21 protein-coding genes are annotated in these 22,844 nt (G+C 57.4%); 16 read left to right on the top strand and 5 right to left on the bottom strand.

The features are described 5' to 3' along the window. Positions 1-236: 236 nt before the first annotated feature. Entirely contained in the window at positions 237-2,051 is a 1,815-nt protein-coding gene (locus tag H9L05_RS14240; RefSeq protein ID WP_187731523.1) for a M61 family metallopeptidase, read from the bottom strand. Between the two features lie 250 nt (positions 2,052-2,301). Here H9L05_RS14240 and H9L05_RS14235 point away from each other — a divergent pair, with 250 nt between their 5' ends. Beyond that, a complete protein-coding gene (locus tag H9L05_RS14235; RefSeq protein ID WP_187731522.1) occupies positions 2,302-3,048 on the top strand; it encodes a ThuA domain-containing protein in 747 nt (248 codons plus the stop codon). A gap of 84 nt (positions 3,049-3,132) precedes the next feature. Next, positions 3,133-4,131 (top strand): SDR family oxidoreductase, encoded by a 999-nt coding sequence (locus H9L05_RS14230; protein ID WP_187731521.1) that lies wholly within the window; start codon positions 3,133-3,135, stop codon positions 4,129-4,131. A gap of 43 nt (positions 4,132-4,174) precedes the next feature. Here H9L05_RS14230 and H9L05_RS14225 read toward each other — a convergent pair whose 3' ends face one another. Further along, positions 4,175-5,377, bottom strand: a complete 1,203-nt coding sequence (locus H9L05_RS14225; protein WP_187731520.1) for a porin family protein — start codon at positions 5,375-5,377, stop codon at positions 4,175-4,177. Positions 5,378-5,792: 415 nt separating this feature from the next. Between H9L05_RS14225 and H9L05_RS14220 the strand changes: the two genes are divergently transcribed. The 3 genes from H9L05_RS14220 (at position 5,793) to H9L05_RS14210 (ending at position 7,877) form a co-directional block, all read left to right on the top strand. Next, positions 5,793-6,314 carry a GreA/GreB family elongation factor gene (locus H9L05_RS14220; RefSeq protein WP_187731519.1) on the top strand — a complete coding sequence of 174 codons (522 nt, stop codon included), beginning with the start codon at positions 5,793-5,795 and terminating at the stop codon, positions 6,312-6,314. A gap of 88 nt (positions 6,315-6,402) precedes the next feature. Beyond that, positions 6,403-6,660 carry a hypothetical protein gene (locus H9L05_RS14215; RefSeq protein ID WP_187731518.1) on the top strand — a complete coding sequence of 86 codons (258 nt, stop codon included), beginning with the start codon at positions 6,403-6,405 and terminating at the stop codon, positions 6,658-6,660. Positions 6,661-6,785: 125 nt separating this feature from the next. Beyond that, positions 6,786-7,877, top strand: coding sequence for an AI-2E family transporter (locus H9L05_RS14210; RefSeq protein ID WP_187731517.1), 1,092 nt, complete (start codon positions 6,786-6,788; stop codon positions 7,875-7,877). A 186-nt stretch (positions 7,878-8,063) separates the two neighbouring features. On the opposite strand, the gene H9L05_RS14205 is transcribed toward H9L05_RS14210, so the two are convergent. From H9L05_RS14205 to H9L05_RS14195, 3 genes are all read right to left on the bottom strand, one after another. Continuing rightward, positions 8,064-8,768, bottom strand: coding sequence for a PD-(D/E)XK nuclease-like domain-containing protein (locus H9L05_RS14205; RefSeq protein WP_187731516.1), 705 nt, complete (start codon positions 8,766-8,768; stop codon positions 8,064-8,066). Between the two features lie 148 nt (positions 8,769-8,916). Next, positions 8,917-9,294 carry a cupredoxin domain-containing protein gene (locus H9L05_RS14200; protein ID WP_187731515.1) on the bottom strand — a complete coding sequence of 126 codons (378 nt, stop codon included), beginning with the start codon at positions 9,292-9,294 and terminating at the stop codon, positions 8,917-8,919. Positions 9,295-9,441: 147 nt separating this feature from the next. Then, entirely contained in the window at positions 9,442-11,781 is a 2,340-nt protein-coding gene (locus H9L05_RS14195; protein ID WP_187731514.1) for a heavy metal translocating P-type ATPase, read from the bottom strand. Between the two features lie 662 nt (positions 11,782-12,443). Here H9L05_RS14195 and H9L05_RS14190 point away from each other — a divergent pair. The 11 genes from H9L05_RS14190 (at position 12,444) to H9L05_RS14150 (ending at position 22,755) form a co-directional block, all read left to right on the top strand. Further along, a complete protein-coding gene (locus tag H9L05_RS14190; RefSeq protein ID WP_187731513.1) occupies positions 12,444-12,941 on the top strand; it encodes a hypothetical protein in 498 nt (165 codons plus the stop codon). 173 nt (positions 12,942-13,114) lie between these two features. Then, positions 13,115-14,053, top strand: coding sequence for a heavy metal-binding domain-containing protein (locus H9L05_RS14185; RefSeq protein WP_187731512.1), 939 nt, complete (start codon positions 13,115-13,117; stop codon positions 14,051-14,053). After that, positions 14,050-14,181, top strand: coding sequence for a heavy metal-binding domain-containing protein (locus H9L05_RS23810; protein ID WP_223284448.1), 132 nt, complete (start codon positions 14,050-14,052; stop codon positions 14,179-14,181). Before H9L05_RS14185 ends, H9L05_RS23810 begins: the two co-directional genes overlap by 4 nt. A 498-nt stretch (positions 14,182-14,679) precedes the next feature. Then, entirely contained in the window at positions 14,680-15,216 is a 537-nt protein-coding gene (locus H9L05_RS14180) for a TolC family protein (RefSeq protein ID WP_187731511.1), read from the top strand. Continuing rightward, positions 15,213-15,686, top strand: a complete 474-nt coding sequence (locus H9L05_RS14175) for a TolC family protein (RefSeq protein WP_187731510.1) — start codon at positions 15,213-15,215, stop codon at positions 15,684-15,686. The genes H9L05_RS14180 and H9L05_RS14175 overlap by 4 nt, the downstream gene beginning before the upstream one ends. Further along, complete coding sequence (locus H9L05_RS14170) at positions 15,683-16,279, top strand: hypothetical protein (protein ID WP_187731509.1); 597 nt, start codon at positions 15,683-15,685, stop codon at positions 16,277-16,279. The genes H9L05_RS14175 and H9L05_RS14170 overlap by 4 nt, the downstream gene beginning before the upstream one ends. A 64-nt stretch (positions 16,280-16,343) precedes the next feature. Then, positions 16,344-17,438: an efflux RND transporter periplasmic adaptor subunit gene (locus H9L05_RS14165; RefSeq protein WP_187731508.1), complete on the top strand. Its 1,095-nt coding sequence runs from the start codon at positions 16,344-16,346 to the stop codon at positions 17,436-17,438. 222 nt (positions 17,439-17,660) lie between these two features. Continuing rightward, positions 17,661-20,339, top strand: a complete 2,679-nt coding sequence (locus tag H9L05_RS14160) for an efflux RND transporter permease subunit (RefSeq protein WP_262892534.1) — start codon at positions 17,661-17,663, stop codon at positions 20,337-20,339. Then, complete coding sequence (locus H9L05_RS25105; protein ID WP_262892533.1) at positions 20,332-20,916, top strand: efflux RND transporter permease subunit; 585 nt, start codon at positions 20,332-20,334, stop codon at positions 20,914-20,916. Before H9L05_RS14160 ends, H9L05_RS25105 begins: the two co-directional genes overlap by 8 nt. A 412-nt stretch (positions 20,917-21,328) precedes the next feature. Beyond that, on the top strand, positions 21,329-21,712 hold the full coding sequence (locus H9L05_RS14155; RefSeq protein ID WP_187734280.1) for a response regulator: 384 nt from the start codon (positions 21,329-21,331) through the stop codon (positions 21,710-21,712). Then, complete coding sequence (locus tag H9L05_RS14150; protein ID WP_187731507.1) at positions 21,709-22,755, top strand: adenylate/guanylate cyclase domain-containing protein; 1,047 nt, start codon at positions 21,709-21,711, stop codon at positions 22,753-22,755. Before H9L05_RS14155 ends, H9L05_RS14150 begins: the two co-directional genes overlap by 4 nt. The last annotated feature ends 89 nt before the right edge of the window (positions 22,756-22,844 follow it).

The raw sequence follows: 22,844 nt of genomic DNA, 5'->3' as shown, positions 1-22,844 counted from the left end.
CGACTCGTTCTACGCGGCTACGTCGGCTGGCACCTTCGCAACTGCAACCGATTTATCGTTTCTAAAATGTAAAAAAGCCCCCCAGACGTGTATCTGGGGGCCTTTTTTATACTGAACTTAACCTACTAAAACAGGTAGCCGTACCTGGAGCGGGAGCGGAAGGTGTGGTGTAGGCCAAGCGGCTGGCTCCCCTCTTTTTGGGAGAGGGGGCCGGGGGTGAGGCCACTCGTTGACCCCTATAAATTCTTCATCCAGGCCTCACGCAAAGCCAGTTGCGCCGGCGTTGCGGCAGGATTAGGCACGAAAGCGTAGCTCTTCACTTCATCTGTGGTGGCAAGGCGCACGCGTACGACCTGCTCTTTGCCATCCCGACGGATGGTAAGGGGCAATTCGGTATTGGGCGTGCGCTCCCGCAGCTTACCAAACACGGAAGCGAAGTTGCGCCGATCTACGAAGGTGCCGTCAACACCTGCTATCTGGTCGCCTGCTCGAATGCCGGCGGCTTTTTGTGGCTCGCTCGGTTCGGTTACGTACACTTCATCGCCGCGCACCTGGTAAGAGGCCTGGCCGATGGTAGCGATCTGACGACCGGTACGTAGGGCACGGTCGTAGCGAATGCCCACTTTGGCGAAGTACTCCTGCAAGGGCAAGGGCTCGGCTTTCTGGATGTAGCGGGCGAAGAAGTCGCCGATTTCGGGATAGGTAAGCTGGGTGAAATCCTGGAAGAAGCTCTTCTCGCTGATGGGCTTGTTGGGGCCGTATTTTTTGGCCAACTCCAGCAGCACTTCGCGCAGGCCACGCTTGCCGCCGCTCAGCTCCAAGAGGCGCAAGTCGAGCAAGGTGGCGGTGAGGGCGCCGCGCTGGTAAATGTTGCCGTACTGCTTCTGCCCTTCATCACCGAACGAGTTCAAACCCAATTTGCTGAGGCTATAGGTGGTGTCGGCGCGGGTTTGGTTGTAAACGACTTTGTCGTGCAGGGTTTCCAAGTAATCATCGAGCGAAACAAGGCCGCCGCGCAGCTGCATGGTATGGGAGGCCCACTCCGTTACGCCCTCATACAGCCACAAATGCTCCGAGCCGGTGGGGTTTACGAAGTTGAACTGCTCGATGATTTCGGAGTGAATATTCAGCGGCGTCACGATATGGAAGAACTCGTGAGCAGCAATATCGACTACGCCCTGGGCGGTTTCGGGCGTGAGCGGCGTTTCGCGCAGTACATATTCTGAGCTGTAAGAATGCTCCCAGGCCCCAGCCGACTTATCGGCGAAATGATACAGGAAAGCGTAGCGCTTCACAGGCAAATTGCCCCCCAGAAAGCTTTGAGCGGCATTCAGCATTTTCTGCATGTAGCCCAGCAGCGGCTCGGCCTGCACCTGGTCGGTGGCGGAGTAGCAGTACAGAGCCACGTCGGCGTCGCCGAGCTTGGTGCTGGCTTCGGTGAGGCGACCCAGCAAAATAGGCGAATCGACGGCGTGGTCGTAGTCATCGAGGCGGTAGTAGCCTTGGGCATCAGGCACGAGCACTGTTCCTACTTTCCACTCCTTGGGGTGCTCCAGCTTGAGGCGCAGGGGCTTGCCTTGCATATCCTCGGGGTAGCCCAGAATGGTCTGCCCATTGAGCAGGGCGTGGTCAGTTTCCAGCGACGAGCCGCACATGAGGTAAATCGGGTGTTCTTCCACCTTCGTATCCCAGGTTTCGGCAATGGTGTAGCGGATTTCGCGGGTTTTCTTGGGGTTATCGAGCTGCCACTGATTGACAGACAACTTTTTGGCCCCCAATGGTTTGCCCTTGGCATCAAACGCTTCGAACTTGCTTACGAAGCGGCCCATATCCATGACCTGATACGTGCCGGGCGCGGTGGCCGCAAACTGGTAGATATCCTGCGACCTCTTGAGCTTGGGCAATTGAAGTTTCACCTGAAACTCGTTGCTGTTGGCCGCCGGGTCCATCGTGACGGTATAGGTGAGTTCCTTGACGGATTGAGCCTGAAGGGCGGCCGGAGCTGCGGCCAGCAAGGTTGCCAGGGCGGCGGCACGAAAGAATGAAGGCATGCGAGGGGTGGAATAAGAAAACAAACAGAAGAAGCGAAGGTAACGAGAAAGCTACTGACGCGATTTGGTTGCACCCAGACGCACGCTCTGCGCACCCGGCCCCAAAAACACAGCGCACAAGCCGCGTCGGACAGTGCAGCGAAGAGCCTAAACGCTTAGGCGGTTGTGCGTTGTATCTTTTTAGCAAGCGGGCGCGTTCAGCCTTACAAGTTCTTCCTAGCTAGACAGCAAAGTACCCAATCTCATATCCATGATCCGACTACTGCTTTTGCCGATTCTCGCGCTGGCGGGCGCGTTTGGCTGTTCCTCGACCAGCAACCCAACGCCACCCGTAGAGGCTGCACCCACCATTCTGGTTTTTTATAAAACAGCCGGCTTTAAGCACGAATCTATTCCTGTTGGCCGGGCTGCCATTCAGAAGTTGGGGCAGGAGAACGGAATAAAAGTCGATACCACAGCAAATGCCGGCGCCTTCACCGCTGATAATTTAAAGCAGTACGATGCCGTGGTGTTTCTGAGCACTACCCAGGACGTGCTCAACGACGCGCAACAAGCAGCTTTTGAGCAATATATCCGCTCCGGAAAAGGCTTTGTAGGCATTCACGCCGCCACCGACACCGAGTATGACTGGCCGTGGTACAACCGGCTGGTGGGGGCTTATTTTAGCAGTCATCCGGCCATTCAGCCGGCCGTCATTCGGGTGACAAACAAGGCCCATAGCTCCACTTCCTTCCTGCCTGATGCCTGGCCGCGCACCGATGAGTGGTACAACTTCAAGGATATTCAGCCGACCATTACGGTGCTGGCTACGCTGGATGAAAGCAGCTATACCGGCGGCACCAACGGCACCACGCATCCCATTGCCTGGTACCATGAATTCGACGGCGGCCGGGCTTTTTATACGGCGGGCGGCCACACCAATGAGAGCTACCAGGAGCCGTTGTTTCTGCGGCATGTTCTGGGGGGCATTCAGTATGCTTTAGGCAAGCGCAAGTAATCTTTTTTGCACCCAGCTGAGCTATAACTCCGGCTACTGAGGACCGTTAAACTTCAGGCTGCTTCCCTCCTATTCCTTCCAGCTATGAAAAAGCGTAGTCTACGCGGCGCCACGGTGGTTATCACGGGCGCCTCCAGCGGTATTGGCCGGGCTGCGGCCCTCACGTTTGCCCGGCACGGCGCCCGCCTCGTGCTGGCGGCACGGCGCGCTGAGGTGCTCACGGAAGTAGCCGCCGAGTGCCAACGCCTAGGAGCCGCCGCCCTCCCCGTACCCACCGACGTAACCGATGCCCAGGCCGTAGCGCAGCTCGCGGAAGCCGCAGCCGCTTTTGGGGGGCAAATTGACGTCTGGATAAATAACGTGGGCACGGGTGCGGTCGGCGAATTCGACAAAACCCCGCTGGCAGCGCACGAGCAGGTGTTGCGGGTTAACATCCTGGGAAACCTGTACGGGGCATATGCCGTGCTGCCGTACTTTAAGCGTCAGCAGCATGGCATTCTGATCTTTATGAACTCCCTGGGCGGCTGGGTGCCGATGCCGTACTCGGTGGCCTACAGCACCAGTAAGTTTGGGCTGCGCGGCATGGCCGAAGCGCTCCGCACCGAGCTGCTCGACTCGCCCGATATCCACGTTTGCAGCGTATATCCGGCTTTTGTGGATGCGCCCGGCTTTCAGCACGGCGCCAATTACTCAGGCAAGGTGGTAAAGCCCGCGCCGCCCATATTTGCCCCCCAGCAGGTCGCTGATACGTTGGTGGCCCTGGCTCAGCGGCCCCGCCCCAGCGTGATGGTGGGCTGGTCGGGTAGGGTAATGCGGGTGTTGCGGGCGGTGGCGCCGAATGTGACGCAGTGGTCTATGTTGCGCTTTTTTAAGCTTGCCCAGCGCAATGCCGACCCGGCGCCGGTAAGCGAAGGCAGCATATTTGCCCCCAGCCCGCCCCCCACGGCACCGAAATTACGGGCGGCCACCGTGGCTACTCGAATTCAACAGGTAGTAGAGCATGGCTGGGCGCGGCGCTTGCAGCAGGCGTGGCGGTTGGCTTTTATGCCTGGCAACGTAACTAGCATTCAAAGATTATTATAAAAAAGTATGGTGGCAGATACTTAAAACCATGAATAAGTAAATGTTAGGAGCTGATTGTCGATATTGAAACGATTGTCAACACTGAAATCTTCCGTTTTGTAGGAGTGCTTAAGAAATAGTTTCTCCATACGGACTGACATCCCCAAATACCTATGGGAGAGTAAAAATCCACACCAGCACCTCCGTGATAGCCTAATAAATTTCGGCCAACAGAATATTTCTGCGTTCGTCCTAAGGTACCACCTGCCAGTTCAGAATTAACTAGTATAAACAGAGACTGAGCACCAAATACTAGGCCGCCTGCGCCACCGACTTCTATGTAAGGCCGTAGCAGACGACCTGGGCGGCTAAAGGTATAGCGCAGCGTGAGTGGCAACCGCACATATGAAGCCTGTGTTTCCATTGTATTGGTGTAATAAAAACTGGTAGCTCCAACCCGTTTTACCACACTAAAAGAGTTATTGCTCCTACCGTATAGTAGTTCAGGCACTATTGCTACACGATGCCCCAAGTTAAATTTTACAAAAACCCCAAGTGCTGGAGATAATCCGGAAGTAGGTTTTTGATTGTAAAAAATCGGCTCATCGGGATAATAAAGCTGGCTATTTTGTACTCCCAGTCGCATGCCTACTTGGTTGCCAGGCTTAGGCGGACCACTAAATAGTTGTTCACGCTGCTGGGCAGGTTTACATGCATTATACTTTTGTACTGCCTGCTTAAAATCGTCAAGTTGGTATCTGTAAGCCCTATTATTGGCCGGGGTATCAGCAAAATCTAAAGCGAGACATCCTGCTAACACACTGTTTAGCACCTGAAGTTGTTGGCCCCGGCGTAAGGGCATAGCTTGTCCACCTTGACGCTCTATAAAAAAGCGTGCTCGTTGCTCACCCGATTCAGTTATAAATAAAGAGGCTTCTCCGCGCACTACTACCCGCAAAAACCGAGGTTGCAGACTGTCGCCAATGGGAATTTGTCGCGTCACGTACACTTCCTGAGTGCCAGTACCGGCAGCTGTCAACTGGGCGGCTGTGAACGTTTGCGCTGTAGCCGCGTCCTGCGTGGTGCGGAACATGATCACACCCTTCTTTTCAACGGCAAAGAACGTATCAACATAGCCGCGGATGGTATCAGCGGGGGCTTCTGCACGAATTACGTACCCGGGTTGAAAAACTGAAGTTTGCGCCACTGCCATACCGGGCGCTAAAAACCCTACTAACCAAATAGTAGCTCGTTTAACTAAATACATGAAATGTTTTATATAAAAAATACAGGATCAAAGTTGCTAGCAAATTCACCAAGTACCACGGCTCCACATTAAAATAATTATATGATCGTGATTTACAGTCAGAATGATTGCAGGATGCGGCTGAGCTTCTTTGTATGAGCCTGTGCATCGCTCCGACCGATCTTCAGTAAATAAATGCCCCTTCACCAGTTTCATCGACTGGGGGGCTTTTTTCAATCGGGTTTTCCTACAGAATACCATTCTGTGCCGCCCGCGAAAAAGGCAGACTCACTTTAACCTGTGGGCGTCTGCTGGCCCAGCTGCTTGAGCAACTTTCCGCCAACCCAGCCAACACCGAGCCGAGCTGCGAACCCCAGTATTTGCCCCCCAGAATACGCGTTGCAACCCCCTTCCTGGCCCTGCGTTATCAAGCAACATGAGCCGAGCATTTACCAAGGAAGACGACGCCCAGCAGCCGCCAATTATTCCGCCCCGGGCGGCCCTGCCACCCGACACGCCCAACTACGTGACGCCCCACGGCCTGGAGCTGCTCCGCGCCGAGCTGACGGCCCTGGAAGCGGAACGCGCCCAAGCCGAATCTAACCGCGACAACGACGCCGACCGCACCCGCTTGCTTAGCCTGTTCAACGGCCGCCTCAGCGACCTCAGCGCACGCATTGCCAGCGCCAAAGTGATAGACCCACGCCAGCAGCCCGCCGATGAGGTGCGTTTTGGCGCAACCGTCACGCTGCGCACCGTGAGTGGCGGCAAGCCTGGAATGAAGCGAAAGTTTATGCTGGTGGGCGTTGATGAAGCCTCCATTGCGGAAGGCAAAATCGCCTTTGTAGCACCCATTGCGCGGGCTGTGCAGGGAGCAAAGCTGGGCCAGCACGTGGCGCTGCACCTCGGGCCGAAAGAAGAAGTAGTTGAAATAGCCGCTATTACGTACGATGTCTGAGCGTCAGCTTCATGCCAAGCTCAACATAACACATCCCCGGCTGATGCAGTAAGCGTACTGGTTTGTCTTCCCTATTCTGTCCAGTCTCATGGCTATTCCTCCCCCCAACGTCAACCCGAACCAGCTGGTCCGTTACGTCGTCCAAATTGATGCAATGCAGGATACTGACAGCATCGGGCAGGTGCGCCAGCTGCTCACCGAGCTAAAGCTCCTCGTAGACCGGATAGAGCCCGGCGAAGTAGAAGTAGCCGTCACCCACCCCGATTCGCCCGGGCAGGATGATATCCGCGAAGCCTTGCTGGAGGCGGGTTTTTCGGTGCAGAATATCACGGTTCAAACGGGCTAGTAGGTACAGACGCTCTTGGGGGCAAAATCAACCAGCTGACACCGATAAACGCTGCCAGCCGGGCAACGTATTGAAGGCGAGTCTTTCCCAGCGGGTGCGCTCTACCTGCCACTAACTTATAGTACATGCGAAGCATTTCTCTGGCCCGTGTCAATGGTTTGCTGCTGCTCGCCCTGCTGGCTTTGGCCCTGCTTTATTACGGCCGGCTGTTTCTGATTCCGGTGGCGTTTTCCATTGTGCTGGCCATGCTGCTGTCGCCCGTCAGTCGGTGGCTGGAAAGCTGGGGGCTGGGGCGCGGATTTGCTTCTTTCCTGTGCCTTGTGCTGTTGTTGCTGGTGCTGGCTGCCATGGGCTGGGCCATTGGTGAGCAGGCCGCCAACATATCCGAGCAGCTTCCCCAGATTCAGGCCAAGCTCCAGCAGCTTCTCAACCAAGGCCAACAGCTGATTCAGCGGGAGTTTGGCGTGACGCCGAAAGTCCAGATCGAGTTTGTGCAGGAGCAGATCAGCAAGATTGCGCAGTCGGCCAACCGCTACCTCACTACTTCCCTGAAAGGCATTTTCGGGTTGTTAGGGGGCTTTGTGCTGGTACTGTTGTATCTGTTTTTTCTGTTGTGGCAGCGCGGCAAGTTTCGGGAGTTTTTGCTGCGGCTGGCTCCGGCCGAAAATCGCTCCGAGTACGCCCGAATGCTGCACCAGATCAGGCAGGTATCGGGTCAGTACCTAGTGGGTCGCCTGATTTCCATTGTTTTTCTGGCTGTGTTTTACGGCATCGGCTTTTCCATCATCGGCCTTCAAAATGCTGTACTGCTGGGTCTTATTGCCGCCTTCCCTACTATCGTTCCGTATGTGGGCGCCTTCGTTGGGGGGCTTTTTCCACTGATTATGGCCTTGATAGGTGGCTCATCGGGCCAGGTGCTGCCGACGGTCGGGATTATGGTGGCCGCTCAGGTCATCGACAATAATATTATCGAGCCGCTGGTGATGGGGGCCAATTTGAATCTGAGTCCCATCTTCACCATTGTTGCCATCGTGTTGGGCGAGCTGATTTGGGGCGTGCCCGGCATGATTCTGTTCGAGCCGCTTTTTGCCATCATTCGCATTATCTGCTCTCATGTGCCCGCCCTGCACCCCTACGCGTTTCTGCTGGAAGACGAAATGCAAGAGCCGCAGTGGCTTCAGAAGCTGAAGCACGTTTTCAGCCGCAGTAAAACCTGATGTTCGTCATTAAGCGCAATACGATATGCGCTCATAGCATTCATCCTGTCATGCAGAGCGGCGCGAAGCATCTCGCGTGTTCATCAGGATTAGTAACCCTGCGTCAGCACGCGAGATGCTTCGCGCCGCTCTGCATGACAGCCTTATAAAAATTGTCCTATCTGACGTAGCAGTATTTCTAGTACCCTACACCCCGTTCAAGCCTTCGGTAATATCACGCACTGCTTCCGACAAATGAGCGGGTACTTCAGCTTTGGGTTGCAGCAGGTGCAGCAGGCGCAGATATTTGGCCCGGCCTTCCCCCAGCATTGTCCGCGACACTTCTACCGTGAAGAGTTTGAAAGGCTCCACTTTTTGCACGCCTACCAGCAAAAACCGATCGGCGTGGAGAGCATCGAGGTAAAAGGCGGCCTGGCGGTCGTAGTCGTAGCCGGAGCACTGCCACAGGAAGTGGTCGTAGTCGCGGGCGTTGGTGGTTTTGAAGTCGATGATGGTGTAGCCACGGTCGGTTTCGGGCACTACCAGGTCGGCGCGGAGCTTACAGACGGTGGTGGTGGTGGGCTCGGTGAAAATGCAGCTGGGCTCGGGTACGCCGGTGGCCAGCAGTTGCTTTATCTCAGGGTTGAGCTGCACGCCTTCCACCATCCACCACACCAGCGTATCGTTGATGCCGGGCAGGCCGGGCTCGTACAGCGTTGGCTCCAGCAGGGCCGTGTGAAATGCCGTTCCCAAGCCCAAAGCGCCCGACATGGAAGCCGGCTTCTGGTAGCGGCCGTTCAGGGCATCGCGCAGCCGTGAGAGGTCGGAATTAGCAATGGCGGGCAGGGCGCGGTAATCATCGTAGGGCAGGCGCAGCAGATCGGGGCGGCGGAAGGGGTCGGTTTCGGTCATGGCTTTGTAACAGTAGCATACGATGGATAGCTCCGGCGTAGTTACTTAATTATGCCCCCCAAGGTCGAAAAAAAGCCCCCAGCTTCGCAAATAAGGTCGAATATAAAATACCGCCGGCCGCAGCCGAACAGCCTAAACCTGTAAGCGTTTATTTAACAACGAGTTGGCCACGCAGCATATGCATGCCGCAGGTAAACTCAAAAGTACCCGCCTGCCGGGGCAGCAGTTCCACAGCCGTCGTCTGGAAGGGTGCCAACTCTCGGCGGATCTGAAAGTCGGGCAGCAGCAGTTCCTCGGAGCAGCTGTTGTCTTCGTCGCGGTAGAAGTTGAGCTGCACGGGCTTATCCTTTTCTACCTCAATCACATCGGGCGAATAGCCGCCTTTCACCACAATATCGACCTGCTGCACGCCGCTGCTCGACGATACGGCCGTGGCTACCTGGTGCGGGGCCATAAAGAAAAACCACCCCACAAAGCCAAGAGAGGCCACGCCACCAAGTAAAACGATGATTTCAGTTGTGTCCATGATTTTCAAGTTGTGATGAATACTTCAGGATGTCATGCAGAGCGGAGCGAAGCATCTCGCGTGCTGACGCAGGGTTACTAATCCTGCTAAACACGCGAGATGCTTCACTCCGCTCTGCATGACATCCTGATTGAAAAAGCTCGCCAGCTACACCTTAGCGGCGCGCAAGCGCAGCGAGTTGGTAAGCACAGACACTGAGCTGAGGGCCATAGCCGCCGCCGCAATCATGGGCGAAAGTAGCCAGCCGGTGAAGGGATACAGCAGGCCAGCAGCAATTGGAATTCCAAGAGTATTATAGATAAATGCGAAAAACAGGTTTTGGCGAATGGCGCGCATGGTGAGGCGCGACAAGCGAAGGGCCGTGACAACGCCGTTGAGGTCAGAACGCATGAGGGTGATGCCGGCTGCTTCCATCGCCACGTCGGTGCCGCCGCCCATGGCTAGGCCCAAATCCGCCTGGGCCAGAGCGGGCGCATCGTTGATGCCGTCGCCGACCATCGCCACGGTGCGTCCCTCGTTTTGCAGGGCCTTTACCTTGCTGGCTTTATCCTGAGGCAATACTTCAGCGAAGAAGCGCGTAATACCTACTTGTTGCGCTACTTTGGCGGCGGTTTGCTGGTTGTCGCCGGTCATCATAACCACTTCCAAACCCTGTCGTTGCAGCTCCCGAATAGCGGCCGCCGACGTCTCGCGTACCGTATCGGCCACGCCAAACAAGGCTACAATTTGCCCCCCAACGGCCGCATAAAGCACTGTTTTGGCCTCTTCCAACAACTGGTCGGCGGCTTGTGTGGTAGCGCCCGAAACGGAGACACCTTGTTCCTCCAGTAGCCGCCGGTTACCGATAAGCACTTGCTGACCTTCTACCGTGGCACCGGCGCCGCGGCCTTCATGAGCCTGAAAATCTGTGGCTGGCAATGACGCCACGCCCTGCGCATCAGTGTAGCGCACCACGGCTTCGGCCAATGGATGCTCCGACTGCCGCTCAAGCGCCGCTAGCATAGCCAGCACGGAAGTCTGATCAGCGCTGGGGGGCAAATTCAGGGGAATAAAGTCGGTCACGGCGGGCTCGCCGCGGGTGATGGTGCCGGTTTTGTCGAGCAGGACGGTATTTACCTGATAGGCTTTTTCCAGCGCTTCGGCGTTGCGGATAAGCACGCCGTGTTCCGCGCCTTTGCCCGTACCTACCATGATGGCCGTGGGCGTGGCTAGCCCCAGCGCGCAGGGGCAGGCAATGATAAGCACGGCCACAAAATTGACCAGCGCCAGCGGCAAGCGAGTAGCTTCCGGCGCCGCCAGAAACCAAACCACAAAGGTCGCAATGGCAATCATGACCACGATGGGCACGAACACCGCGCTTACTTTGTCGGCGAGGCGCTGTATGGGCGCGCGGCTGCCCTGGGCCTCCTCCACCAGCTTCACAATCTGAGCCAGCATCGTCTCCTTGCCTACTTTGGTAACCTGAAAGCGGAAGGAGCCAGTTTTATTTAGCGTAGCGCCAAATACAGGGTCGCCGACCTTCTTTTCTACGGGCAGACTTTCGCCCGTTAGCATGGCCTCGTCCAGCGCTGAGCGTCCTTCGGTAATGACGCCATCAGTGGCCACTTTCTCGCCGGGCCGCACGATTACGATGTCGTTCAGCCGCACTTCCTCTACCGGAATATCTACTTCCTGGCCATGGCGCACTACGCGGGCGGTTTTGGCTTGCAAATCCATCAGCGCCCGAATGGCCGCCGAGGTGCGCTGCTTGGCCCGGCTTTCCAGCACTTTACCCAGCAGAATAAGAGCAATAATGGTGGCCGTGGTATCGTAATACACCTCCGGCATCAGGCCCTGGCGCATAAACCAGTCCGGCACCAACGTAGCGGCGAGGCTGTACAAAAAGGCCGCGCCCGTACCCACGGCAATCAGCGTATCCATGCTGGCGGTGCGGTGGCGCAGCCCGTTCCAGGCCGACACGTAAAACTCGCGCCCGCTATACAAGAGTACGGGTAGCGTGAGCAGCAATTGCACATAGTTGAGCACCGGCATCGACACGCGCTGCATCAGCGCCGGCCACAGCATAATCATGGACAGCGGCATGATAACGGCAGCCAAGGCAACTGCCACCCAAAAACGGCGCAGCAGCTTGCGGTAAGCGGCGGCTTTGCGCTGAGCTAGCTCTTCGTCGGAGCCTAGCACACCGGCTGCCACTGGCGCCACGGGCTCGTGCACGGCGTAGCCCGCCTGCTCCACAGCCGCGCGCAGCCCGGCCCGATCTATCTGAGCGGGCAGGTAGTCGATGGTCGCTTTTTCACTGGCCAGATTCACGGTGGCACGCTGCACACCGGGCGTGCGGCTCAACGCCCGCTCCACGAAATTGGAACAGGAAGCGCAGGTCATGCCCTCAATATTGAGCGTCGCGGTTTCCGTACCGGCGCTGAGGGGCAAATTTACCGGCTCACCGGGAGTCGGCACATGCGGCAGTGGTGCTGACGGAGTATTCATAGAATAGGTAATTTTATTGATAACAAAAGCCGGGACTAAAAACGTCCAAACCGATATTCAAATTAACGTTAGTCAGGTCCAGATAGCGGTGCGCAATTCGCATTAGGAGGTACAGAGTTATGTTCTCGCGGCGTGGGTTGTACTCTAGCTACGTATTCCGTCCGTCCTGCAAAGCAACGCGGAGCATCTGGCTTGCGGTTGTTGCTTTAATAAAGACGGTCATGCAGAGCATTCTGCGCCTCCAGCAGCGACGAAGCATCTCGCGTGCTGACGCTAGAGTACTAATCCCAACAAGTAAAACGTCATGCAGAGCAGCGCGAAGCATCTCGCGTGTTTAGTTGAGTTACCACTCTTACATCAGCACGCGAGATACTTCGTCGCTGCTGGAGGCGCAGAATGCTCTGCATGACCGTCTTGAGTTTAAACTCCAGTGACTAACAGCTTTTCGCAGGTTCATAATTAGGCTCTGAGATTATAGAACTATGGCCCGCGGCACAGGAGTCAGAGGTTCCTGAGCCGCGGGCAACGTCTGAATTCCGTTGTAAGCAGCTAATTGCGCGAAAAAGCTGACTTACAGCCTCACATTCCCGTCGAGGCCAGCTAAGGAGATTGATTTGCTTGTCAATGAACAACTGACGTAAGTTTGTCGTTAGGTATTCGCTATGTACAAACTCACTGCCCCCGTTCGTCGCCGAGTGGCCGCCAGCTTGCTGGGGGTCTTTCTGAGCGTGTTCGCGGTGCAGTTTCTGTGCTTGTGCTTCGGCGTGCAGGCCCGTAGTCTGCCCCAGCATCTGGCGGTCGCCGCGGAGCAGCACAGCCACGCGGCTGGTACGTCAGCTCATAGCCACAACACGCACGAGCATAAAGCCACAGCTCATCATCACGATCAGGACCAAGCTTCAGGCGACGAGCAAGGACAGAAAGACGAGTGCTGCCGCGACAAAACCTCGACGTTTTTCGCGTCGCTAACACACCCGCCCAAGCTTAGCCTCGACAAGGCTATGTCGCCGCTGTATTTGGCGCTGCCGCCGGCCAGCAGCTTCGCGTTGGCTCATTTCGAGGCTTGGGACCGCACGATGCCGGTTTTGCTGGTGCCGCCTGCCCACCTCAAGCCCAAGATTCCGGATATCCGAGTATTTATCGGTTCGCTCACAATTTAAGGTTTCGCGTCTGCAAAGGTCCGCGCTGCCCCGGCTTAGCCGTGGGTTGGCGCGGACCTTTTTGCGTGCCTTTCCGGCCTTCGGCTTCGCCATCTTAACGCCCCCATCCCGTCTATTACTGCTTCAAAAAAGCCCCCCAGGGCAATCTGTTTCGCTTACCCAAACCTCTCTTTATGAAAACCCTGTTCCCCTTAGGCCTGCTCCTGGCCGGCCTAACATTCTCTACCACCAGCTGCTCCGACAAGCCTTCCACCGGCTCCCAAACCGCCGCCGATGGCCACGATCATGACCATGCGGCTGAAGCCGGTGCCGCCCACTCCGGCGAGCACCAATACACCTGCCCCATGCACCCGGAAGTAGTGAGCAACGAGCCCGGCAAATGCCCCAAGTGCGGCATGAACCTGGAGCACACCGACGGCGCCAACAACGACGGCAAAACCTACCGCATGGTATTTTCCTCTCAGCCCGCGCAACCCACCGCCGGGCAGCCCGTCACGCTGTCCTTTCTGCCTCAGATTGAAGGGCAGGAAAAAGCCCCCGTGCCGCTGGCTGTAGTGCACGAGAAGAAAATGCACCTCATTATCGTGAGCAAAGACCTGTCGGAGTTCTTCCACGAACACCCCGAGTTCACGGCGGATGGCAAGTACAACGTGCCCTTCACCTTCAAAACCGGCGGCGACTACGTGCTCTACCAAGACTATCAGCCCGAGGGCGGCGCCCATCAACTGGGTCGCCAGCAATTAACTGTAGCCGGCACGAAGAAAGCGCCTGTGAAGTTTACGAAAGACCAAATGCGCTGGCAGAAAGATGGTTATGAGGCCGTTTTATCCTTCGACAAGTCTGTGAAGGTTGGTCAGCCCCTGGCTCTGCAAGTAAACATTAGCCGCAACGGCCAGCCCGTCACCAACCTCGACAACTACCTTGGCGCCCTAGGCCACATGGTCATTATCAGCGAGGACACGGAAAAGTACCTGCACGTGCATCCCGGCGACGCCGGCACTAGCCGCGGCCCCAGCGTGGGCTTTCAAACGGGCTTCGAGCAAGCTGGCGTGTACCGCGTGTTCCTCCAGTTTAATCATGGGGGCAAATCCATACCTCCGACTTCACCGTGAACGTAGCCCCAGCCGCTGGCGCCACAGCGGCCGCTACCTACGAATGCCCCATGAAGTGCGAAGGCAGCGCCAGCACCCAGCCCGGCAAGTGCCCCGTCTGCAACATGGACTTAGTGAAGAAAAGCTAAGCCGCTAGAACGTCATGCAGAGCGGAGCGAAGCATCTCGCGTGTTTGGTTGCAACGGTATTGTCATGCTGAGCGGAGTCGAAGCATCTCTGCCGCTTCGTTGAGATTAGTAACTAGTAGAGATGCTTCGACTCCGCTCAGCATGACGTTCTATTTGGATGATTTACTAATTCAGACGACCGCACGCGAGATGCTTCGCTACCGCTCTGCATGACGAACGGGTGGGAATCAAAGACAGGGATAAGAAGTAACAGTAGGCTCATTTCTCAGTGAAAGATCTCCTAACATATCCATCAAAATTCCTGCAACTAAAGGTGCTCTTAGCGCTTGGAGTTGTAGCGCTTACGCTACCGGCGCACGCTCAGCAAGTGCTCAGCCTTGATAGCGCCCTGGCGGGCGCGTTGCGGGTGAGCCCGGCGCTGCGGCAGTCGGGGGCGGAGCAGCGCGAGCAGGAGGCCTTGCGTCGGGGGGCTTTTTCGCTGATTAATCCGGGGTTATCGTGGAAAGTCCCACGGGCGCATTTTACACGTTGGGCGCTCAGCAAACCTTCGAGTTTCCAACCGTCTACACGCGCCAGGCCCAGGTGGGGCGGGCGCAAGTGACGCTGGCCCAGCGCAACCAGCAGATCAGCCGCAATACCGTGCAGCGCGAGGTGCGCCTGAGCTATCTGGCCCTGCAAATAGCTGAAGCCCAGCAGCGCCAACTTGCCAGTCAGGATAGCCTGCTGCGTACGCTCGCCGCCGCCTCGGAGCGCCTCTACAACGCCGGCGAAGTCGATTATTTGCAGCGCGTGAGCACCGAGGCTGAGTCGCGGCAGGCCGCCAACCGCCTCCAGCAAGCCACCGCCGACCGCCGCGCCGCCCAGGCCCGGCTGGGCTTATTGCTGGGCCAGCCCACCGCCGAGCTGGCCACCGGTCCCGACCTGATGGCCCTAGGCACCGTAGTTTTGCCCCCCACCAACGCTGTAGCGCCCCCGATAGCGCGCAGCTGCAAGCCAATCCGCAGCTGGCGTTTGCTTTACAAAACATTGAGGTGAGTCGGCTGAACCTGCGGCTGGCGCGGGCACGGGCGCTGCCGGGTGTGGTGCTTGGCTACCAGAATCAGGGCGAGCGGGATTCGCCGGTCCGGAACCGTTTTCAGGCGGGCTTGTCGCTGCCGCTGTACTTCTGGACCTACCGCTCGCAGGTGCAGGCCGCCGATGCCCGCTTGCAGGCTTCGCTCGCCCAGCGCGCCGCTACCACGCTGGAAGTCAGCCGGGAGTACCAGCAGGCTCTGGCCGACGTAGCTAAGTTCGAGGCCAGTGTGCGCTATTTTCAGCAAACTGGCTTGCCCCAGTCCAGAACGATCGTCAGCACGGCCCAGCGCTTGTTTCGGGCCGGGGAAGTGAGCTACTACCTGTTTGTGCAGAGCGTTAATCAGGCCTTCCAAATCCGCACCGACTACCTCGACGCAGTGCGCGGCTACCAGGAAGCGCTTATTCAACTCAACTTTTTACGCGGCCAATGAAAACGTATCTGTTTGTCTTTCTGCTGCTTGGCCTTCTCGGTTTCGGGGCGCCCGCAGCCACTGCCCACGGTGGCGAAGACCATGGCGAAACCGCCACGGCCACGGCGGCAGGCGCACAGTATTTCTCGGTTACGAGCCAGTCGGCGCAGTTTGAGTTGCTGCTGCGCTACGAGCCGATAAAGGCCGGCGAGCCGGCTCACCTGCGCCTATTCGTGTCGGACTTTGCCACCAACGCGCCCATTTCCGGCGCCCGTCTCACCTTCACGGTTCCCGAAAACGACAAGCTCCAATTCGCGGCCACTCCCCAAGGCCCCGGCGAGTATCTGGTGGAAGGTCAGTTTCCTGCCAACAAGGCTTACGGCCTCACGGTGAATATAGTAGCCGATAAGCGAGCCGATCTGATGCTCCTTAAAGGCATCGAAGTAGGTAAGGAACTGCCCGTTGCAGCAGTGCTCACTGCCGAACCTTTCTTGACATGTAAAATGGGTTTGCTGCTACTGGGGGGCTTTTTGGCGGGCGTCGCCCTCACGGCCCTGCTCCTGCGCCGCCGCACTCGCGTCACCACCGCTCAACCGCCCTTGGTACACTCATGAAAACGCCCCCCAAATCATCCTTCCGCCACTGGAAAGCGGCCAGCCTGCTGCTGACAACGCTGCTTTGCGGCCTATTCGCAATTTTTCTGCCCCGCCGCGCCCGCTGGCGGCCCACGGCGGCGAAGACCACGGCGAAACCGCCGCCGGTGCGTCCGGTGTTAGCTCGGGCGCTCCCGATGAGGTGATTATGCCCAAGGAAAGCCAGTTTTTGTTTGAGATTCGCACCCAGCTGGTTGCTTCTGATACGTTGCTCACGCGCCGTACTTTGCTCGGCCAGGTCACGGCGGCGCCCGGTGGCGAAGGCCGCGTGGTAGCGCCCCAAACTGGGCGCTTAGTAACCCTGAATGTGCGCGTGGGCCAGAACGTGAAGGCCGGCCAAGTGCTGGCGATACTCGATCAGACGCTGGCAGCCACCGAGCAAATCGGGCTGGCCACCGACCGCGCCAACGCCCAGGCCGAATTGCGCGGAGCCCAACAGGATTACGCCCGCCTCAAAAGCATCGAGGACATAGCGGCCCGCAAAGACGTAGTATCCGCCGAGCTGCGCCTGCGCCAGGCCCGCCAGAATGCTGGCATTCTGAACAACCAAAGCAGCCAGCGCCGCGTCGAGCTGCGGGCGCCCATTACTGGCACCGTCGATGTATTCGGGCTGGCTGTGGGGCAGCAGGTAAACCAGGGCGATGAGCTGCTGCGCGTCATCAACCCCAGCCAGCTGTATGTGCAGGCGCAGGTATTCGCCGCCGACATGAAGCAGGTCAATGAAGCCGGCCGCTTTGTCATTGAAGGTCTGCAAGATGGAGTCTCAGCTCCGGCTCGCTTAGTGTCGTTTAGCAATGTGGTCAACCCCGTGAATCAGGCCCGCGAACTGGTGCTGTCTGTGCAAGGCAGCTCCGCGCTCCGACCCGGCCAGAGCGTGAATGTGCGCGTGCAAACCCGCGGCGCCGAAGCCCAGCTTACCGTGCCCACCAGCGCCGTCACCGACGTTGGGGGCCGCCCGGCGGTATTCGTGCACACGGCCCCCGAGGTCTTCAAGCTCCGCTACATCCGCCCCAGCGCCGCCGATGATCAGCAAACCACCATTGCTGAAGGCCTGACCGAAAACGAGCGGGTAGTCACCCAGAATACCTACCAGCTCAAGTCCGTGTACTTGAACCAGTAAGAATATTTACACTCCAAACAAGTGGTCATGCAGAGCAACGCGAAGCATCTCGCTTGCTGATGTTGCAGCGGTAACTCCAACGACCGCGAGCGAGATGCTTCGCGTTGCATGACCACCTGTTTGAATACAAACTCCCTCTAAACCCCAAACCGTCGTGGCTCCCCTCTCCCCTAAGAGAGGGGCCGAGGGTGAGGCCCCGCCAGAATAACTCGTCCTCCTACTATGCTCGACCGCATCATTCGTTTTTCTCTCGAAAACCGCCTGCTCACCCTGGCCTTCGCGCTGGCGCTGCTTGTGGGGGGCTTTGCTACCCTGCGCGGCCTGCCCGTGGACGTGCTACCCGACCTGGATCGTCCCCGTGTGACGGTATTCTTGGAGGCGCCCGGCATGGCACCGGAAGAGGTAGAAGCTCTCGTGACGCGGCCCGTCGAAACGGCCCTGAACGGCGCCACCGGCGTGGAGGCGGTGCGCTCCAACTCGGCCGTGGGCCTGGGCATGGTGTTCATCGAATTCAACTACGGCACCGACATTTTCACGGCCCGCCAGATTGTGAGCGAGAAGCTACAAACCGTGCAGGAGCAATTACCCGAGGGAATTTCGCCAGTGCTGGGTCCTATTTCTTCCGTGATGGGCCAGATTATGCTCGTCGGCCTCACCAGCGGCTACGAGCAGCCCACCAAAAAGGACACAATTGCCCCCCAGAACCCATCAACGCCCCAACAACGCACTTCCGCCGCCGACTTGCGCACCCTCGCCGATTATACCGTGCGCCAGCGCCTGCTCAGCATCGCCGGCGTAGCTCAGGTCATCCCAATTGGGGGCGAGCAGCGCCAGTATCAAGTGCTGGTTGATTTGCCCCGCCTTAATGCTACCGGCCTGACTATTAATCAGCTGGAAGAAGCCCTGCGCCAGTCGAACCTGAACACTACGGGCAATTTCTTCGACCGCAACGGCTCCGAAGTTCTCATTCGCAACCTGGGTCGGCTGCGCTCGGTGGAGGATATCGAGAACATTATCGTGAGCTACCGCAACGGCTCGCCGGTCACGGTGAAGCAGGTGGCCACGGTGCAGTTTGGGGGGCGTTTTAAGCGCGGCGACGGCAGCGTAAACGGCCAGCCGGCCGTTATTCTCAGCATCGAAAAACAGCCCGGCGCCAGCACCCCCGAGCTCACCCGCCAGATCGAAGCTGCCCTCGCCGACTTGCAGCCTTCCCTGCCCGCCGATGTGCGGTTTAATACCCGTTTGTTTCAGCAGGCTGAGTTCATCAACGCCTCGCTCACCAACGTGGAAGAAGCCCTGCGCGACGGTGCTATTCTAGTGGTGATTGTGCTGTTCGCGTTTTTGCTGAACGTGCGCACTACGCTTATCTCGCTCACGGCCATCCCGTTATCTCTGCTCGTTACGGCCCTAGTTTTTAAGCTGGGGGGCATTTCTATCAACACGCTCACGCTGGGCGGCCTGGCCATTGCCATCGGCGAGCTGGTCGATGACGCCATTGTAGACGTGGAAAACGTGTTCCGGCGCCTGCGCGAGAACCGGCTACTACCCCAGCCACGGCCGGCTTTGCAGGTGATTTATGAGGCTTCCTCGGAGGTGCGCAACTCCATCGTGTACGCCACCATTATCGTGGTGCTCGTGTTCCTGCCGCTGTTTGCGCTATCCGGCATGGAAGGGCGGATTTTTGCCCCCCTGGGCGTGGCTTACATTACCAGCATCATCGCGTCGCTGTTCGTTTCGCTCACCGTGACGCCGGTGCTGTGCTACTATCTATTGCCCAAAATGAAGATGCACGCCGAGCAGGACAGCCGTCTGGTGCGCTGGCTGAAGGCGAAGGATACGCGGCTGCTCAGCTTCGGCTTTCGGCATCCCAAGCTGATTCTGGGCACAACAGGACTATTATTTGTGCTGGCGGCAGCCACGGTGCCTTTCTTCGGAACCGAGTTTTTGCCACCCTTCAACGAAGGCTCGCTTACCGTCAACTTTTCGGCCCCCGCTGGCACGTCCCTGGCCGAGTCGAACCGCCTCGGCACCATTGCCGAAAAGCAGATGCTGCAAGTGCCGGAAGTAGCTTACACCGCCCGCCGTACCGGCCGCGCCGAGCTGGACGAGCACGCCGAATCGGTGAACAACTCGGAGATTGAGGTAGCCTTCAAAACCGACGAAGAGTTGGAGAAACAAGGCTTGGAGCGCCGCGAAAAAGACGTTATTCTAACCGATCTGCGCCAGCGCCTGAGCCTGCTGCAAGGCGTCAGCGTGAACGTGGGCCAGCCCATCTCCCACCGCCTCGACCACCTGCTGTCGGGCGTGCGGGCACAGGTCGCCATCAAGGTTTTTGGCAATGACTTGCTGGAATTGAGGCGCTTCGCTAATGAAGTCCGCGACGTGGCCGCCACGGTGCCGGGGGTAGTCGATTTGCAGGTCGAGAAGCAAGTGCAGGTGCCGCAACTGCTTATCCGGCCCCGCGAAGATGCTATCCGAGCCCTGGGTTTGCCGCGCGGCGAGGTAGTGCAGGATCTGGAAACCCTGTTTCAGGGCGCCGTGGTGTCGCGCATTTTGCAGGGCCAGCAAAGCTTCGAGCTTATCGTGAAGCTGCCCGACTCCCTGCGCGCCGACCTCAACCAGATTGCCGCCACCCGCCTCGAAACGCCCAGCGGCGGCTTCGTGCCGGTCAGCGCCGTGGCCGACGTCAGCTACGAGCCCGGCCCTAATACCATCAACCACGAAAACACCCAGCGCCGCATCACCATCTCCGCCAACGTAGCCGGCCGCGACCTAGGCAGCGCGGTGCAGGAAATGCAACAGCGCATCCGCGAGCAGGTAAAGCTGCCTACGGGTTACTACCTCACGTATGGGGGCAATTTGAAAGCCAGCAGGCAGCCAGCAGTAAGATCCTGTGGCTGAGCTTGTTCTCGTTGGGGGTATTTTTCTGGTGCTGTATGCCCACTTCAAATCTTGGCTGCTCGTCGCCCAGATTATGCTCAACATTCCGCTGGCGCTCATCGGCTCGGTAGCGGCGGTGCTGCTCACGGGCGGCACGCTCAGCATTGCCTCGCTGGTCGGCTTTATCACGCTCACCGGCATTGCCTCGCGCAACGGCATTATGATGATTTCCCATTACATCCATCTAGTGGAAAAAGAAGGCGAATCGTTCTCTGACAAGATGATTATGCGTGGCTCCCTAGAGCGCTTGGTGCCTGTATTGATGACAGCTTTGGTAGCAGCTCTGGCACTGGTGCCGCTGACATTGGCTAAAGATGCGCCCGGCAAGGAAATCCTGTATCCGGTTGCCGTGGTCATACTTGGGGGCTTTTATCCTCCACCCTGCTCGATATTATCGTCACGCCGGTTGTGTTCCGGTTGCTGGGTCGCAAAGCCCTGGAGCAATACCGCCAAAACCACTCCGCCCCGCCCTTACTTCCTCTCTGGATGCGCCACCTTTCACGCCGCTCCCCGACCAGAATCCGGCACCTGCGGTTAGTTAATTTTTTGTTGCGAAGCTCTCCTTAAGTGCAATCCTTTAATGCCACCAAATGGCGGTCATGCAGAGCGCAGCGAAGCATCTCGCATGTTTAGTCAGATTAGTAATCCCCCTACCGCGAGCGAGATGCTTCGCTGCGCTCTGCATGACGGTCTTATTTACATGACGTTCTTATTTATTATTATACAACCGTTTATCCTATCATTCCTGCAACCATTAGCACCGTCTGTGCTTCACTCTGTTTCGTATTGATTTTACTTAATCTCATTCCGCATTTATACCGTTCAAATCAGTTGTAGCGGCTTAGCCAAAAGACAGCTTATTTACTAATGTCAGAAGCTTACTTTTGATGGCTAGGTTATTTGCCGCTTTAAAGACAAAATCATCTTCCAGTAGTACTACCTTCGCCATGATGAAAATATTAGTAGTTGATGATGAGCCAGACGTGCGCCAGCTATTTGAGCAGCGTTTTCGGCGAGAAATCCGCAATGGCACTTTCTCCTTCGATTTTGCCTACTCCGGCGAAGAGGCCCTAAAGTACCTGAATGAGCATTTTTCGGAGGTTGTTCTCATTCTCTCTGATATCAATATGCCCGGCATGAGCGGCTTGGAGCTGCTTAGGCGCATCAAGCAGGAGCACCCCACGCCGCCCCCGCCCACGGTTATGATGATTACGGCCTACGCGGACCAGGAAAGTCATCGCCAAGCTATGCAGCTGGGAGCCAACGATTTCCTTACCAAACCAGTAGACTTCACCGCCCTAAAGGAAAGGTTGATTTCCATGGAAAAGGCATGAAAACAAAGATTTTAGTTGTTGACGACGAAGCCGATCTGGAGCTGCTGATCAAGCAGAAATTCAGGCGCAAAATTCGGGAAAACCAATACGAGTTTCTATTTGCCAGCAATGGACAGGAGGCCCTCACCCGCGTGGCCGAAAACCCCGATACGGACATCATTCTGTCTGATATCAATATGCCGGTGATGGATGGGCTCACCATGCTCACCAAGCTGCACGAGGCGCATACGGCTATCAAAACGGTGATGGTGTCGGCCTACGGCGACATGCAGAACATCCGCACGGCCATGAACCGGGGCGCCTTCGACTTTGTGTGCAAGCCCGTCGATTTCAACGATTTGGAGCTGACTATCGAGAAGACCATTGCGCAGGTAAAGCAGCTGCGCGAAACCCTTCAGGCAATTCAGGAAAACAATATCCTGAAGATGTACGTGGACGAGACGGTGCTCAACTTCATGGCCCGCCCCGACTTTGAGAACAAGCTGCTGGCCAGTGAAAGCATTGAGGCTACGGTGGTTTTCATTGATATCTGCGGCTTCACCTCGCTGTCGGAAGTTTTGCCCCCCGGCGACGTGGTGAACATGCTCAATACCTACTTCGACCAGATGGTGCGCGAGATTATCGCCCACAGCGGCTACATCGACAAGTTTATGGGCGACGCCGTAATGGCCGTATTCCGGGGCGAGTACCACCTCGACCGCGCCATCGATGCGGCCCTCTCGGTGCGCAGCTTGATAGCCGCCAGCCCCGGCACTCTCCCCGATGGCTCGGCCTACCAGCCCCAGGTTTCCATCGGCATCAACACCGGTGAAATGGTATCCGGCAACATCGGTTCCGCCTCCCTTAAGCGCCTGGATTACACCGTGATAGGCGACACCGTGAACGTAAGCCAGCGCCTTCAGGGCGCGGCCCAGCCCGGCCAGATTATCGTGACCGAAGCGACCTACAACAAGATAAAAGAATCGTTTCAGTGCCAGCAGGTAGGTGAAGTAAGCCTCAAAAACAAGTCGAAACCCATCATGACCTATGAGGTCGTGGCTTAGAAACTACATTTTTATCAATCAATAGAACGTCATGCAGAGCGGTAGCGAAGCATCTCGCTCGCTTCGTTGCAACGGTAACTCCAACGAAG

Origin of the sequence: Hymenobacter qilianensis, assembly GCF_014489555.1 — a bacterium.
Classification (GTDB): domain Bacteria; phylum Bacteroidota; class Bacteroidia; order Cytophagales; family Hymenobacteraceae; genus Hymenobacter; species Hymenobacter qilianensis.
Note: the sequence above shows the minus strand (reverse complement) of the source record. Positions and strands in the feature narration are given on the sequence as shown.

Excerpts from the sequence above, each read along its gene's own strand:
- H9L05_RS14220 (WP_187731519.1), top strand. The coding sequence starts at position 5,793 with ATGAGCCGAGCATTTACCAAGGAAGACGACGCCCAGCAGCCGCCAATT.
- H9L05_RS14205 (WP_187731516.1), bottom strand. The coding sequence starts at position 8,768 with ATGACCGAAACCGACCCCTTCCGCCGCCCCGATCTGCTGCGCCTGCCC.
- H9L05_RS14240 (WP_187731523.1), bottom strand. The coding sequence starts at position 2,051 with ATGCCTTCATTCTTTCGTGCCGCCGCCCTGGCAACCTTGCTGGCCGCA.
- H9L05_RS14215 (WP_187731518.1), top strand. The coding sequence starts at position 6,403 with ATGGCTATTCCTCCCCCCAACGTCAACCCGAACCAGCTGGTCCGTTAC.
- H9L05_RS14200 (WP_187731515.1), bottom strand. The coding sequence starts at position 9,294 with ATGGACACAACTGAAATCATCGTTTTACTTGGTGGCGTGGCCTCTCTT.
- H9L05_RS14185 (WP_187731512.1), top strand. The coding sequence starts at position 13,115 with ATGAAAACCCTGTTCCCCTTAGGCCTGCTCCTGGCCGGCCTAACATTC.
- H9L05_RS14235 (WP_187731522.1), top strand. The coding sequence starts at position 2,302 with ATGATCCGACTACTGCTTTTGCCGATTCTCGCGCTGGCGGGCGCGTTT.
- H9L05_RS14155 (WP_187734280.1), top strand. The coding sequence starts at position 21,329 with ATGAAAATATTAGTAGTTGATGATGAGCCAGACGTGCGCCAGCTATTT.
- H9L05_RS14190 (WP_187731513.1), top strand. The coding sequence starts at position 12,444 with ATGTACAAACTCACTGCCCCCGTTCGTCGCCGAGTGGCCGCCAGCTTG.
- H9L05_RS14150 (WP_187731507.1), top strand. The coding sequence starts at position 21,709 with ATGAAAACAAAGATTTTAGTTGTTGACGACGAAGCCGATCTGGAGCTG.
- H9L05_RS14195 (WP_187731514.1), bottom strand. The coding sequence starts at position 11,781 with ATGAATACTCCGTCAGCACCACTGCCGCATGTGCCGACTCCCGGTGAG.
- H9L05_RS14225 (WP_187731520.1), bottom strand. The coding sequence starts at position 5,377 with ATGTATTTAGTTAAACGAGCTACTATTTGGTTAGTAGGGTTTTTAGCG.
- H9L05_RS14210 (WP_187731517.1), top strand. The coding sequence starts at position 6,786 with ATGCGAAGCATTTCTCTGGCCCGTGTCAATGGTTTGCTGCTGCTCGCC.
- H9L05_RS14160 (WP_262892534.1), top strand. The coding sequence starts at position 17,661 with ATGCTCGACCGCATCATTCGTTTTTCTCTCGAAAACCGCCTGCTCACC.
- H9L05_RS14170 (WP_187731509.1), top strand. The coding sequence starts at position 15,683 with ATGAAAACGTATCTGTTTGTCTTTCTGCTGCTTGGCCTTCTCGGTTTC.
- H9L05_RS14230 (WP_187731521.1), top strand. The coding sequence starts at position 3,133 with ATGAAAAAGCGTAGTCTACGCGGCGCCACGGTGGTTATCACGGGCGCC.